Genomic DNA, 13,223 nt, shown 5'->3' with positions numbered 1-13,223 from the left:
GCGTCAGGCCCGGTCGTCGGGATGGTCCGGATCATCGGGGTCGGTGAGCCCACGCGCCGCGAGGGCCTCGCCCGTCGACCTGGCGTAGGCGACGACGTGCAGCGCCGTCGGCACGACGACCGCACGGGGGCTGCGCTCGAGCCCGCGGGCCCGGGCCGCGTCGCGCACCGATGCGAACGACCCGGCCACCCAGGGCACCGAGCGCATGACGACCGCGAGCGTCAGGGCCACGACCTCCGGGTCGACGAGGCGACGCAGCGGCCGGGCGCCGCGGACGACGCCGTCGAGCAGGTCGGTGACCGGTGTCGTGGCAGTGAGGATGCCGGCTGCGAGGTACGCGTTGGCGATCCCGAGGATGACCCCCACCGCGTAGGAGAGGCCTTGCGCCCACCACTGGAACACCAGCAGCAGGACGAGCACCGGGGCGATCGCGCGGACCGACCGGGCCAGCCGGCGTGGCGGTAGCTGGGCCAGCACCGCCGCCGCGAGGACCAGCCCGAGGGTGACGAGCAGCGGCGTCAGGGAGCTGGTCACCCACGGCACGACGCCGACGGCCAGGACCCCGGCGAGCTTGAGCCACAAGGGCGCCCGATGCACCGGCGAGCTGCCCGGCAGGTGTGCGGCGAAGAGGCCGGCCGTGTTCACGATCGGGACGCGAGCGAGCGGTAGTGGTCGACGGCCTCCGCCGGCGGCCCGTCGAAGACGACGCGTCCGGCGTCGACGACGAGCGTCCGGTCGGCCTCGAGGGCGAGCTCGAGGTCGTGGGTCGCGAGGACGAGCAGCTGTTCGAGGTCGGCGAGCAGGTCGCGCAGCAGGGCGGTGTTGCGCAGGTCGAGCAGCGTCGTCGGCTCGTCGAGGACGAGGACCGCGGGCTCGGTGGCGAGGACGACGGCAAGGGCCATGAGCTGCCGCTCGCCACCGGACAGCTCGTGGACGCTCCGGTCGGCGAGGTGGGACAGGCCGAAGCGGGCGAGCACCGACTCGGCCGCCGACCGGCGCCCGGCGCGCGAGCGGTGCACGCGGCGCAGCGAGAGCTCGACGTCCTCGCGCCCCGTCGGCATGACGAGCTGGGAGAGCGGGTCGGTGAAGGCGAAGGCGACGCGTCGGCGCACGCGGGAGCCGTGCCGTCGGGTATCGAGGCCGTCGACGTCGACGGAACCGCTCGTGGGCAGGACGAGGCCGTTGAGCAGCCGCAGGAGCGTGGACTTGCCCGAGCCGTTCGCGCCGACGACGGTGACGCGGCGTTCGGTCAGCTCGAGGTCGACCGGGCCGAGGATCGTCCGCTCGCGACGGGTGGCGTCGCCGTCGACGGGCACGGTGACCGTCGCGCCCTCGAGGCGGAGGCGGCTGCGGGCACCCGCCGACGACCCTGCTCTCACGCCTCGCGCTGGCGGCGTCGGGCGCGCACGAGGACGTCCGGGAAGGCCCGGTGCACGGCGGCGGCCGCCACGGCGGCGACGAGCGCCTTGAGCAGGTCTCCGGGCAGGAACGGCAGGTCTGCCGCGACGGCGGCCGACAGCGGCAGGTGCAGGTTGAGCACGAGGCCGGCGACGCCGAGCACGTGGATGACCACGACCGAGGTGACCGCCGCGACGGTGGCGAGCAGCGGCACCCACCAGCGTCGGTCGGTGCGTCGCACGACGAGCGCCGCTCCGGCGCCGGCGACGAGGGCCGCGAGGAGGAACGACACGAGGTAGCCGGCCGTCGGGCCGCTCAGGACCTGCAGACCCGACTGGCCCTTGCTGAAGACCGGGAAGCCGACGAAGCCGATGGCGAGGTAGACGAGGACCGCGAGGGCCCCGCGGCCGGGGCCGAGGACCAGGCCGGTGAGCAGCACCCCGAGCGTCTGCAGCGTGATCGGCACGCCCAGCGCGCCGACCGGGATGCCCGGCACGACGGCCGTGGCGACGAGCAGGGCCGCGAAGACCGCGACGTGGGCGACCGAGCGCGCCTCGACGCCCCGCGGGCTGCGCGAGCCCTGGGGGCCACGCGGGGTCTCGGAGGCGGCCACGGCGCCCGGGGTGGTGCCGGGGGAGGCGTCGCGGAGGCCGGTCTGGGTCCGGGTGTCGTCGGTCACGGCCCGCACCCTACCGGGGCCGCGACGGGGGCCCGCTCACTATGGTGCTGGGATGCTCGCTGCCTACGCCGCCAGTCAGTCCGCGTCCGACCCGCTCTCCGGCCTCGTCGTCGGCGAGCGCCCCGACCCCGAGGCGCGGCCCGGCTGGTCGGTCGTCGACCTGCGCGCCGCCGCCCTCAACCACCACGACGTGTGGTCGCTGCGTGGCGTGGGCCTCCCCGCGGACCGGCTGCCCATGGTCCTGGGCTGCGACGGCGCCGGTGTCGACGCGGACGGCCGCGAGGTCATCGTGCACGCGGTCGTGCCCTCGGAGGGCTGGCGCGGCGACGAGACGCTCGACCCGCGGCGCACCCTGCTGTCCGAGCTGCACGACGGCACGCTGGCCGAGAAGGTCGCCGTCCCGACGGCCAACCTCGTACCCAAGCCGGAGGGCATGTCGTGGGAGGCGGCCGCGTGCTTGTCGACGGCGTGGCTCACCGCCTACCGGATGCTCTTCACGAACTCCGGCGTGCGCCCCGGCGGCACCGTCCTCGTGCAGGGAGCTGGCGGCGGCGTCGCGACGGCGCTCGTCCAGCTCGGCGCGGCGGCCGGCTACCGGATGTGGGTCACCTCGCGCGACGAGGCCCGGGGCGCCCGCGCCCTCGACATCGGCGCCGACCGCGTCTTCGCCTCGGGCGAGCGGCTGCCCGAGCGCGTCGACGCGGTCATGGAGACCGTCGGGGCCGCGACGTGGTCGCACTCGGTCAACTCCCTCAACCCCGGCGGGACCATCGTCATCTCCGGAGCGACGTCCGGTGACGCGCCGGCCAAGGCCGAGCTGACGAAGATCTTCTTCAAGCAGCTGCGCGTCGTCGGGTCGACGATGGGCACCCGCGAGGAGCTGGCTCGCCTGGCGCAGCTGGTCGTCACGGCGGGCATCGAGCCGGTCGTCGACTCCGTCATGCCGCTCGCGGACGCTCGTGACGGCTTCGCCCGCATGGTCGACGGCGACGTCTTCGGCAAGGTCGTCTTCACCAACGGCTGACCCCGCCCGGTGCGGGGGTGGCACCCCGGCGGGCGTCAGCGGGCGTCGGCCGCCGACACGTGCACGAGGACCGACAGGCCGTCGGGCGCGGGCACGTCGGCCTCGCCGCGCAGCCCCTCGGCCCACAGCGCCACCTCGAGCCGGGCCGCGGCCCGGCCGAGCTCGTGCGGGGTGTCGGCGCCGAGCGTCACGGTGAGCGGGCCGATGTCGGCCGTGCCCGACTCGACGCCGTGCAGGGCGGCGCGGACGGCCCGCGACACGGCGTCGACACGGGTGTCGGCGCCGGCGGGTGCGATCCCGACGGCCAGGGCGTCCGTGCTGCCCGGCTCGACACCGAGGGCCGCGCGGACGGCCTCGACGCGGCCGTAGCCGAACCAGTCGCCGGGGCCGGTGCGCACGAGGTCGCGCCCGCGCGGGTGGGCCGTCAGCGGCTCGTCGACGAGCGCGTCCACGAGACCACGCACCACGGCCACTGGCACGGCACTGACCTTGCCCTTGGCGAGGTCGGCAGCGGCCGCGACCTCGTCGGCGACGCACCGCGTCGTGACCTCGAGGGGCTTGCCGTCGGCGTCGACCCCACCGCGAAGGTCGTCGAGCGCGCGCACGCCATGGGCGCCCAGGGCGAAGTCGACCTGGCCGACGCGCCAGGGGCGTCCGGCGGTGTCGGACAGGACGACCCCGAGCCGGACGCCGTGCCTGGCCACGAGCGCGTCGTGCAGGTCGGCGCAGATGCCGTCGGGGTCGTGAGGCAGCAGGAGCCAGCCGCCACGGTCGCCGGTGTTCGAGCCGTCGACGCCGGCAGCCGCCATGATCGGTCCGGCCTTGGCGCGCACGACGCGGGTGACCCGGTCGCCGAGGGAACGCTCGGCCACGACGTACTCGGTCTCGGCGTGGACGACGCGGTCCTTGTCCGGATCGTGCGTGACGAGGCCCAGCGACTTGCTCGCGATCTTGCTCGAGACGACGACGACGTCGCCGTCCTCGAGCCGCAGACCGGCGTGCTCGAGACCGTCCGCGACGACGTCGGCGAGGTCGTCGCCCTCGCGCACCTCGGGGATGCCGGTCAGGGGCAGGACGCTGACCGCACCGACCGTCCTGATCGCGCCGTGGGCCCGGGACGCCGGCGTCGTCACGCGGGCGTCCTCGTGGCGCGCAGCCGCAGCCCGAGGTCGAGGGCCGCGCCGGCGAGGTCGGCCGCGGCGTCGGGCGAGCTCATGAGCAGCGGCCGGTGCACGACCTCGAGGCCACGCCGCGGCGGCATCGGGTCGTCCTCGGAGACGAGCCAGCCGTCGAGGAAGTCGGCGTAGAGGCCCGCGACGCCGTCACTCGACTCCTCGACCCCGATGGTGCGCAGGCACGCGTCGGCGTGGCCGCGCACGGGTCGGCCACCGACGAGGGGCGAGACCCCGACGACGGGCGCCCGGGTGCCGCGGAGCGCGTCACGCACGCCGGGGACACCCAGGACGATGCCGATCGACACGACGGGGTTGCTCGGCGGCAGCAGGACGACGTCGGCGTCGCGCAGCGCGTCGAGGACCCCGGGTGCCGGGGCCGCGGCGTCGAGGCCGGCGACGACGAAGCGCTCGGCGGGCAGCTCGGCCCGGTGGCGCACCCACCACTCCTGGAAGTGGATGGCGCGCGGCCCGTCGCCCTCGTCGACGACGACGTGGGTCTCGACGGGGGTGTCGGTCATCGGCAGGAGGCGCACGCCCTGCTGGGGCAGCCCCCATCGGGCGGCCAGCCGGTCGACGACCGCGGACAGGGGCAGGCCCTGGCCGAGCAGCTGCGAGCGGTACACGTGGGTGGCGAAGTCCTTGTCGCCGAGGGTGAACCACTGGGGCGTCGCCCCGAGCGCCGCGAGCTCCTCGGCGAGGTGGTGCGACTCGTCGGCCCGGCCCCAGCCCTGGCCCTCGTGGACCGCTCCGCCGAGCGTGTAGAGCAGCGTGTCGAGGTCGGGACAGACCCGCAGGCCGAAGAGCGTGATGTCGTCGCCGGTGTTGCCGATGACGGTCAGCTCGACCGGCTCGTCGCCGAGGACGGACGCGGGGGAGTGGACGTGGCGGAGCAGGCCGCGGAGGAACCGGGCGCCGCCGACGCCTCCGGCGAGGGCAGTGATGCGCATGGGACCGATCCTCTCAGCCGCGTCCGGACGCCTCTGAAGATGGGTCGGACGCTTGTCTACCACAGGCGCGGAAGCGCCTCACCGAGTTCGAGCAAATATCACTATCGGGCTTGACGTAGGGCATATGACACGCATGTAATTTCATTGTTGTACTCGTCGGAGTCGGTACCGCGGCCAACGGAACCCACGTGGGGTGGGGTCCAGTGCCAGGGGAACGGTGCCGCCGGGTACAGCGAGTGCTGACACACAAGGAGTCAGGGTCGAGGAGGGGTCATGCACGAGCTGATGGTGGTTATGTCGGACGTCGGTACGGAGGAGGGTGAGCTCTCCTGGCAGGAGCGCTCGCTCTGCGCCCAGACCGACCCGGAGGCGTTCTTCCCGGAGAAGGGCGGCTCCACCCGCGAGGCCAAGAAGGTCTGCGTCGGGTGCGAGGTGCGAGCCGAGTGCCTGGAGTACGCCCTCGCGAACGACGAGCGCTTCGGGATCTGGGGCGGTCTGTCCGAGCGGGAGCGCCGCAAGCTGAAGAAGCGCGCGGTCTGACTGTGGTCGCAGGGCCCGGGCCCCAGGTGTCCGGGTGAACGTGACCGCTGTGCCAGACGAGCTCGCCGAGGACCGCAGCGCCCCCCGGGGCGCCGCGCCCGGGTCGATGTCCGCACCCTCCACCGGACCCCGTCCCAGCGCGATGGTCGACGCGATCGTCGTCGTGCACAACGGTGCGACGTGGCTGGCGCAGTGTCTGGACGGGATCGCCTCCCAGACACTGCCGCCCGCCCGTCTTCTCGTCGTCGACGTCGCGAGCAGCGACACGTCGGCGGCGATCGCGCAGGCGCACGCGCGGGTCCGCCAGGTCGTGCCCGTCGACGTCCTGCGCCTGCCGTCGCGCGTCCCGCTCGGACGCGCCGTCGAGGCCGCGATGCAGCACCTGCGCGCTGCCGGCGACGCCGGCATCCGCCCCGAGTGGGCGTGGCTGCTGCACGACGACACCGTCCCCGAGCCGACCGCGCTCGCCCGCCTGCTCCAGGAGGGCCTGCGCTCACCGTCGGTCGGGATCGCCGGGCCCAAGCTCGTCGCGTGGGACGACCCGCGGCGCCTCGTCGAGCTCGGCATCCAGATCACCCGCACGGGTCGCCGGCTCGGCCGCCCGGTCCGCGGTGAGGCCGACCAGGGGCAGTACGACCACCGCACCGACGTCCTCGCCGTGAGCACGGCCGGGATGCTCGTGCGACGTTCCGTGTGGGACGACCTCGGCGGGTTCGACCCCGCCTTCACCGAGTACGGGGCCGACCTCGACCTCGGCTGGCGGGCCCAGCTCGCCGGCCACCGCGTCGTCGTCGTGCCCGGAGCCGTCGTGCGCGACGCGTCGGCAGGCGTCGACGGCGCCCGCCCCGGCGGTCCGCGCCCGCGTGAGGTCGAGCGGCGTTCGCGCCGCGCCGCCCGCCAGGTGACGCTCGCCCGCTGCACGCCGCTCGTCGCCCCGTTCCTCGCCGTCTGGCTCGCCGTGTCGAGCGTCCTCTCGGCCCTCGGGCTGCTCGTGGCCAAGCGGCCGCGGCTCGCCTGGCGCGAGCTGTCCGACGTCGCCGCCCTGTGGCACCCCGCCGCGACGACCGCCGCGCGCTGGCGCGGGCGGTCCACCAAGCGCCTGCGCCGCGACCACCTGGCGACGCTCTTCGTCCCGCCGTCCGTCGCCGCGCGCACCACTCTCGACCACTTCCAGGACGCCGTCGCCCCCGAGCGAGCCGCCCGCCGTGAGGCCGCGCCCACCACCGAGACCGGCCCGACCGCCGACGACACCGACTCGCTGGCGAACCTGCCTACCTCGATCGGACGACGCGTCCTGACCCATCCCGGTTTCCTCGCGGTCGCCGTCGTCCTCGGCGCGAGCGTCGCGGCCTGGCGCGACACGATCCGCGCCGGCGGCCTGTCGCCGTCGCACACCGGCCTCGCCGGTGGCGAGCTGCACCCCGTCGCCACGGGGTCCGACGGGCTCTGGCACGCCTTCCTCGACGCCTGGCACGGCTCCGGCCTCGGCACGGGCGTCGACGCCGGCCCGCACCTCGCGGTGCTCTCGGCCCTGACGTGGCTCGCCGAGCAGGTCCCCGGCGTGGCCGAGGGCCGCTCGAGCGCCGGCCTGACGATCGCCTGGCTGCTCGTGCTCGCACCGGCCCTCGCGACGTGGTCGGCCTACCTCGCCGGGCGCGTCGTCACCACCTCCCGCGTGGCTCGCGGCGTCGCCGCGGTCGCCTGGGGGTCCTCGGCCGTCGTGCTCGCGGCCACGGCGCAGGGACGGGTGACGCTCGCCGTCGCCCACGTCCTGCTGCCCTTCGTCCTCGCCGGCTTCGCCCTCGCGGCACGCCGCGACGGCACCTTCACGGCGACCTTCGCCACGGCCCTCGCCACCGCAGTCGTCGGGGCGTTCGCCCCGCCGCTGCTCGCCGCATCGGTCGCTGCCGCGTTCCTGCTGGTTCTCTTCGGCCCCGGCCTCGCACGGGCCCGAGCCCTCGTCCTGCTGGTCGTGCCGACCGCCCTGCTGGGCCCGTGGGTCCTGCGCCTCGTCGACGACTGGCGCCTGGTGCTGTCCGGGCCCGGCCTCGTGGCCACGGGCTCGGACGCCGGCCCGTGGGGCCCGGTGGCGCTCGTCCTGGGCCACCCCGGGGCGTCGTCGTGGACGGCGTGGCTGGCGGCCCCGCTCGTCGTCCTCGGGCTCGTCGGGCTCGCGGTCCGGGCGCGCACGCGGGCCGAGTCGGTGGGCCTCGCAGTCGGCGCGCTGCTCGCCGTCGTCGGCCTCGTCGCGGCCGTCGGCGGGTCCCGTGTGGTGCTCGGCTCGGCCGAGACCGGCGTCGGCACGTCCGCCGCCGCGCACCTGTGGGCCGGTGTCGGCCTGCAGCTCTGGCTCGCGGGCCTGCTCGTAGGGATGCTCGCCGGCAGCCGTCCCGTCCTCGCGCACCTGCGCCGTGGCGTCGGGCGGCTACGCCTGGCCGGCGCGGTCGCGGCCGTCGTGCTCGTCACCGGGTCGGTCCTCGCCGGCCCGGCACTGTGGGCCGTCCGCGGTGCCGGCGACACGCTCTCGGTCGGGGAGGCCACCCTGCCGGCGGTCGCCGTCGACCAGGCCACCGGGCCGCTCGGCAACCGCATCCTGCTGCTGCGCCCCTCCGACGACGTCGTCGACTTCGTGCTCGCCGGCCAGGAGCCCGGTGAGCTGCTCCGCGACCTCGACCGGCGCCCGGACGCCGACGACGCGGCGCTCGTGTCCGCCGTCGCCGCCATCGTCGGCGGCCGCGCCGCCGACGCCCTCGACGCCTCGTCCCTGGCCCGCCTCGGCATCGGCTTCGTGCAGGTGGCCGGCGGGGCCGAGAGCCCGCTCGCTCGCCGGCTCGACGCCGCCGAGGGCCTGAGCCGTCTCGGCAGCGGCGCGCACGGCGTGCTCTGGAAGGTCCGGCCGCCGGCCGCCTCGAAGGGCGCCGAGGACACCACGGCGCCGTCGCGCGCCCGTCTGGTCGACCCCTCGGGGGGCGTGCTCGCCGTCGTCCCGACCGTCGGCCCCCACGCCGCCGTCGACACGACGCTGCCGGCCGCGCCGGGCCCCCGGCGCCTCGTCCTCGCGGAGCCGTCGGAGTGGGCGGCCCACGCCGTCGTCACCTACGACGGCGCCCAGCTGAGCCCGGTCGTCGGCTCGACCCAGCCCACCTACGACCTCCCGGGGCAGGGCGGAGCGCTCCGCGTCGACCTCGCTGCGGCCCAGCCGTGGTGGCGCATCGGTCAGGCTGCGCTGCTCGCGTTCGTCGTGTTCATGGCGCTGCCCTTCGGCAACCGTCGTTCGAGGAGGCGCGCATGAGCCGGGCCGCAGGCATCGTCCGGGCCGCCGCGGTGGCCGTCGTCGCGGCGGGGGTGGCCGTCGGAGCCACGCACGTCAGCGGCTCGCTGCAGCTGGCCGCGCCCGGCGAGCGCGCCGGGCTGCCCGAGACCTCGAGCGTCCTCGTCGACGACGCCACGCTCGTGTGCCCGGGGCAGCAGCGCCTCGGCGGCGTGGGCCTGCGCGACGTCGAGGGTGACGTCACCGTGGCTGCGGCCGCGCCGGATGCCGGTGTGGTCGCGGGCGCCCCGAGCGGGGGCGCCCTCTCGCTGCTGGGCGGCAGGGACGCGTCGGGGCTGGCCCAGGGCGACGCCGCCGGGTCGCTCGTCAGCGCCGCGGCGCAGCGCGCCGACGCCGTGTTCGCCCGTGGCACCAAGGGGCTCGCCCCCGGCCTCGTCGCCACGCAGGTGTGGAAGCACACCGGCGACGACGACCGCGGCCTCGCCGTCACCCCCTGCCAGGTTCCCTCCTCCGACGTCTGGCTCGTCGGCGGAGGGTCCGGGCCCTCGCGCACCGAGCGCGTCGTCGTCACCAACCCGGGCGCCAACGCCGTCACGGTCACCACCGAGGTGCTCGGCCGCCAAGGCCGCGTTGCCGGCACGGACGACCGCAGCATCTCGGTCGCCCCGCGATCACGCGTCGTCGTGTCCCTCGACGCCGTCGCGCCCGACGAGCCCAGCCCCGTCGTGCACGTCTCGGCCACCGGTGGCGTCGTGTCGGCGGTGCTCGACGAGCAGTGGATCGACGGGGCCACCGCCCGCGGCATCGACGACGCCACCCGTGCGGCGACCCCCGGCACCGACCTCGTCGTGCCCGGCGTCGACGCGTCCGGTTCGGTCTGGGCACGCCTGGCCAACCCCGGCACCAGCGAGGCCCTCGCGCAGCTGCGACTGCTCACCGACGCCGGACCCGTCCAGCCCGACGCGCTGCGCGCCGTGCGGGTGCCCGCGGGCTCGACCGTCGACGTCGCGATCCCGCGGACCAGCGGTGCGTTCGGTCTCGGCGTCCGCGCCGACCACGCGCTCGTCGCCGCCGCCTGGACCGAGCGACGGGCCACGACCGGCGACCAGATGGGCGACTTCGCCTGGACCGCGGCCGCGCCACGGATCACCGGGGTGGGCGGGGTCCTGCTGCCGGGGCTCGGCGGCACGACCAAGCGCCTGCTGCTCACCTCCGGCGAGACGGCTTCCCGGGCCCAGGTGCGCATCGGCACCGGCGACGGCGCGCGCACCTCGACCGTCGAGGTCCCCGCCGGCTCGACCGTCGCCACCGACCTCGGCGACGCCGACAGCGTCTGGGTCGTGCCGACCCGGGGCGACGTGCGCGGCGCCGTCTCGGTCGTGGGCAGCGACGGCGGCGTGCCGACCTTCTCGATCGCGGCGGTGCTCTCCGCGCCGGTGCGGGCCCTGTCCGTGCCGGTGCGCCAGGTCCGCAACTGAGGCTCGCGCCGGCCGAGGCGCGCCGTCGGGCGCCCCCGTGGTCGGTCGCCCGGGTGCGGCGCCTGAGTCAGTCGCCGAAGCCGGGGTCGAGCTCCTCGGGGGACACCCCGAGGAGCCCGGCGACCTGCTCGGTGACGATGTCGGCGACGAGGGCCGCGACGTCACGGCGGTCCGAGACGCGCGTCTCCACCGGTCGGCGGTACACGACGATTCGTGCCGGCCGGGCACCGGTGGCCGCGAAGAGCCGGCCGAGCGGCACCTCGCGGTGGTCCCAGGCGGCCGGGCCGCGAGGGACATCCTCGACCGCGAACTCCACTGCGGGGAAAGCGCGCCCGCACGTCGCCTCGAGACGGGCGGCGGCGTCGAGGACGTAGTCGTCGAACTCGTCGCGACGCGACACCATCGCCGGCACCGGTGGCCATGCGAGGGGGCCGCGGCGGCCGCGCCCGTGCCGGTCCCGGCGACGGGGCACGGGCTGCGAGGTGGTGCTACCGGTGGTGCTGCCCGTGGTGCTCACGGCTCCACTGTAGATCGGGCCGCGTCGCCGGCAGGCCAGGACGTCGACGTGTCGACGGCGTGGTGATTCGTCCTCGTCCGACCGGGCGACTAAAGTCCCCGGACGTGGGTCTGACACGTGGTTGCTCGAAGACGGGGTGCGCGCGCCCTGCTGTGGCGACCCTGACCTATGCCTACGCCGACCGGGCGGTCGTCGTCGGCCCGCTCGCGACATATGCCGAGCCGCACACCTACGACCTCTGCCTCGAGCACGCCGAACGCATGACGGCCCCGCGCGGCTGGGACGTCGTGCGCGTCGGCGGCGAGTTCCCCGAGCCGCAGCTGGCGGGCGACGACCTGCTCGCCCTGGCCGATGCCGTCCGCGAGGCCGCCCGGCCCCGGCAGCCGCGGCCGGGCGAGCGCAGCGGCGACCCCCGGGGTCAGGCGGCCGCAGAAGCCCAGGCCGGTGTCGTCGAGTCCGGGCGCCGCGGACACCTCCGCATCCTGCGCGACACCTGACCACTAGGGTGGGGCCCGTGCCTCAACTCGTCGACTTCGTCAAGGCCTACGACGTCCGGGGGATCGTTCCCGACGAGCTCTCGCCCGAGGTGGCCCGGGCCATCGGCGCCGCGTTCGCCGAGGTCGTGGCCATCCCGGACGGCAGCCCTGCGGTCGTCATCGGCCACGACATGCGCCCCAGCTCGCCCGAGCTGTCACAGGCTTTCGCGGCCGGTGTCACCTCGCGCGGGGTCGACGTCGTGCACATCGGCCTGTGCTCGACCGACGGCCTCTACTACGCGAGCGGCGCCCTCGACCTGCCCGGTGCGATGTTCACCGCGAGCCACAACCCGGCCCAGTACAACGGCATCAAGCTGTGCCGTTCGGCCGCGCGCCCGGTCGGGCAGGACTCCGGTCTGGCCGAGGTCCGCGACCTCGCGCAGTGGCTCATCGACGGCGGCACCGGCCTCGCCGAGCCGGTCGGCGGCCCGGGTGGGATCACCACGCGCGACCTCCTCGGCGACTACGCAGGCTTCCTGCGCTCGCTCGTCGACCTCTCCGCCGGCCGGCCCCTCAAGGTCGTCGTCGACGCCGGCAACGGCATGGGAGGCCACACGGTTCCCGCCGTCCTCGGCACCGGCGCCGGCCTGCCCGAGCTGCCGCTCGAGGTCGTGCCCATGTACTTCGAGCTCGACGGCACGTTCCCGAACCACGAGGCCAACCCGCTCGACCCGGCCAACCTCGTCGACCTGCAGGCCGCCGTGCGCGAGCACGGCGCCGACATCGGCCTCGCCTTCGACGGCGACGCCGACCGCTGCTTCGTCGTCGACGCCGACGGCGAGCCCGTCTCGCCGAGCGCCGTCACCGGCCTCGTCGCGGTCCGCGAGATCGCCAAGGCCCGTGAGGGCGGCGACCGCGACGTCTCGATCGTGCACAACGTCATCTCCAGCGCCGCGGTCCGCGAGATCGTCACCGAGCAAGGCGCCAACCCGGTGCGCACCCGCGTCGGCCACTCCTTCATCAAGGCCGAGATGGCCCGTGCCGGAGCGGTTTTCGGCGGCGAGCACTCGGCGCACTACTACTTCCGCGACTTCTGGTTCGCCGACACCGGCATGCTCGCCGCGATGCACGTGCTCGCCGCGCTGGGGGAGCAGGACGCCCCCCTGTCGAAGCTGTGCAGCGAGTACGAGCGCTACGTCGCCTCCGGCGAGATCAACTCGACCGTCGAGGACCAGGCCGCCGTCGTCGAGCAGGTCCGCGCGTGGGCCCAGGTCCGTGGCGCGGGCACCGACGAGCTCGACGGCCTGACGGTGAGCTGCCCCGAGGGCGCCGAGCCGATGTGGTGGTTCAACGTGCGCGCCTCCAACACCGAGCCGCTGCTGCGGCTCAACGTGGAGGCCGCCGACCGTGAGACCATGGAGCGCCTCCGCGACGAGGTGCTCGCCCTGATCCGTTCGGGCGACGGTGTCGCCGACGCCGGGACGGACCCGACCGACGCAGGAGACGCATCGTGACCACTCAGCAGACCATCGAGCCGTGGCTGCGCGGCATCCTCCGCTGCCCCAAGTGCAAGGGCGAGCTGACCGACGCCACGCACGACTCCGGGTCGGGTGAGATCCCCGAGCTCCGTTGTGCCACCTGCTCGCTCGGCTACCCGGTCGAGTCCGGAGTGCCGGTACTGCTCGTCGACCTCGCCCGGCACCTCGAGGGCTGACACG

At 75.5% G+C, this 13,223-nt stretch carries 13 protein-coding genes; 7 read left to right on the top strand and 6 right to left on the bottom strand.

Annotated elements, in window-relative coordinates:
• Positions 1–3: 3 nt before the first annotated feature.
• The 3 genes from AC3A5R_RS03290 to AC3A5R_RS03280 are packed head-to-tail and all read right to left on the bottom strand — an operon-like array spanning position 4 to position 2,077.
• On the bottom strand, positions 4–645 hold the full coding sequence (locus AC3A5R_RS03290; RefSeq protein ID WP_487619340.1) for an energy-coupling factor transporter transmembrane component T family protein: 642 nt from the start codon (positions 643–645) through the stop codon (positions 4–6).
• Entirely contained in the window at positions 642–1,379 is a 738-nt protein-coding gene (locus AC3A5R_RS03285; protein ID WP_487619339.1) for an energy-coupling factor ABC transporter ATP-binding protein, read from the bottom strand. Before AC3A5R_RS03285 ends, AC3A5R_RS03290 begins: the two co-directional genes overlap by 4 nt.
• A complete protein-coding gene (locus tag AC3A5R_RS03280; protein ID WP_487619338.1) occupies positions 1,376–2,077 on the bottom strand; it encodes a biotin transporter BioY in 702 nt (233 codons plus the stop codon). The genes AC3A5R_RS03285 and AC3A5R_RS03280 overlap by 4 nt, the downstream gene beginning before the upstream one ends.
• 52 nt (positions 2,078–2,129) lie before the next feature.
• Here AC3A5R_RS03280 and AC3A5R_RS03275 point away from each other — a divergent pair, with 52 nt between their 5' ends.
• Positions 2,130–3,101: a zinc-binding dehydrogenase gene (locus tag AC3A5R_RS03275; protein WP_487619337.1), complete on the top strand. Its 972-nt coding sequence runs from the start codon at positions 2,130–2,132 to the stop codon at positions 3,099–3,101.
• Positions 3,102–3,136: 35 nt separating this feature from the next.
• Here AC3A5R_RS03275 and AC3A5R_RS03270 read toward each other — a convergent pair whose 3' ends face one another.
• Both AC3A5R_RS03270 and cofD read right to left on the bottom strand, forming a co-directional pair.
• A complete protein-coding gene (locus AC3A5R_RS03270) occupies positions 3,137–4,234 on the bottom strand; it encodes a coenzyme F420-0:L-glutamate ligase (RefSeq protein ID WP_487619336.1) in 1,098 nt (365 codons plus the stop codon).
• Positions 4,231–5,223 (bottom strand): 2-phospho-L-lactate transferase, encoded by a 993-nt coding sequence (gene cofD, locus AC3A5R_RS03265; RefSeq protein ID WP_487619335.1) that lies wholly within the window; start codon positions 5,221–5,223, stop codon positions 4,231–4,233. Before cofD ends, AC3A5R_RS03270 begins: the two co-directional genes overlap by 4 nt.
• A gap of 273 nt (positions 5,224–5,496) precedes the next feature.
• Here cofD and AC3A5R_RS03260 point away from each other — a divergent pair, with 273 nt between their 5' ends.
• The 3 genes from AC3A5R_RS03260 to AC3A5R_RS03250 are packed head-to-tail and all read left to right on the top strand — an operon-like array spanning position 5,497 to position 10,512.
• The gene (locus AC3A5R_RS03260; protein ID WP_076258264.1) at positions 5,497–5,763 is read left to right on the top strand and encodes a WhiB family transcriptional regulator; all 267 of its coding nucleotides are present in this window, start codon (positions 5,497–5,499) and stop codon (positions 5,761–5,763) included.
• A 40-nt stretch (positions 5,764–5,803) separates the two neighbouring features.
• Entirely contained in the window at positions 5,804–9,055 is a 3,252-nt protein-coding gene (locus tag AC3A5R_RS03255) for a glycosyltransferase (RefSeq protein ID WP_487619334.1), read from the top strand.
• Entirely contained in the window at positions 9,052–10,512 is a 1,461-nt protein-coding gene (locus tag AC3A5R_RS03250; protein WP_487619333.1) for a DUF5719 family protein, read from the top strand. Before AC3A5R_RS03255 ends, AC3A5R_RS03250 begins: the two co-directional genes overlap by 4 nt.
• 67 nt (positions 10,513–10,579) lie before the next feature.
• On the opposite strand, the gene AC3A5R_RS03245 is transcribed toward AC3A5R_RS03250, so the two are convergent.
• Positions 10,580–11,029, bottom strand: coding sequence for a metallopeptidase family protein (locus AC3A5R_RS03245; protein ID WP_323096691.1), 450 nt, complete (start codon positions 11,027–11,029; stop codon positions 10,580–10,582).
• A gap of 104 nt (positions 11,030–11,133) precedes the next feature.
• Between AC3A5R_RS03245 and AC3A5R_RS03240 the strand changes: the two genes are divergently transcribed.
• Genes AC3A5R_RS03240 through AC3A5R_RS03230 form a run of 3 tightly spaced genes read left to right on the top strand, consistent with a single transcriptional unit; the run spans position 11,134 to position 13,219 of the window.
• Positions 11,134–11,526 (top strand): DUF3499 domain-containing protein, encoded by a 393-nt coding sequence (locus AC3A5R_RS03240; protein WP_487619332.1) that lies wholly within the window; start codon positions 11,134–11,136, stop codon positions 11,524–11,526.
• A 17-nt stretch (positions 11,527–11,543) separates the two neighbouring features.
• Entirely contained in the window at positions 11,544–13,019 is a 1,476-nt protein-coding gene (locus tag AC3A5R_RS03235; protein WP_487619331.1) for a phosphomannomutase/phosphoglucomutase, read from the top strand.
• Positions 13,016–13,219, top strand: a complete 204-nt coding sequence (locus AC3A5R_RS03230; RefSeq protein ID WP_487619330.1) for a Trm112 family protein — start codon at positions 13,016–13,018, stop codon at positions 13,217–13,219. Before AC3A5R_RS03235 ends, AC3A5R_RS03230 begins: the two co-directional genes overlap by 4 nt.
• Positions 13,220–13,223 lie beyond the last annotated feature (4 nt).

Source organism: Intrasporangium sp. Soil_C_50 (assembly GCF_057656595.1).
The sequence above is the reverse complement of the archived record's forward strand: the minus strand, read 5'-3'. Positions and strand labels throughout refer to the sequence as shown.

Excerpts from the sequence above, each read along its gene's own strand:
- AC3A5R_RS03275 (WP_487619337.1), top strand. The coding sequence starts at position 2,130 with ATGCTCGCTGCCTACGCCGCCAGTCAGTCCGCGTCCGACCCGCTCTCC.
- cofD (WP_487619335.1), bottom strand. The coding sequence starts at position 5,223 with ATGCGCATCACTGCCCTCGCCGGAGGCGTCGGCGGCGCCCGGTTCCTC.
- AC3A5R_RS03260 (WP_076258264.1), top strand. The coding sequence starts at position 5,497 with ATGCACGAGCTGATGGTGGTTATGTCGGACGTCGGTACGGAGGAGGGT.
- AC3A5R_RS03250 (WP_487619333.1), top strand. The coding sequence starts at position 9,052 with ATGAGCCGGGCCGCAGGCATCGTCCGGGCCGCCGCGGTGGCCGTCGTC.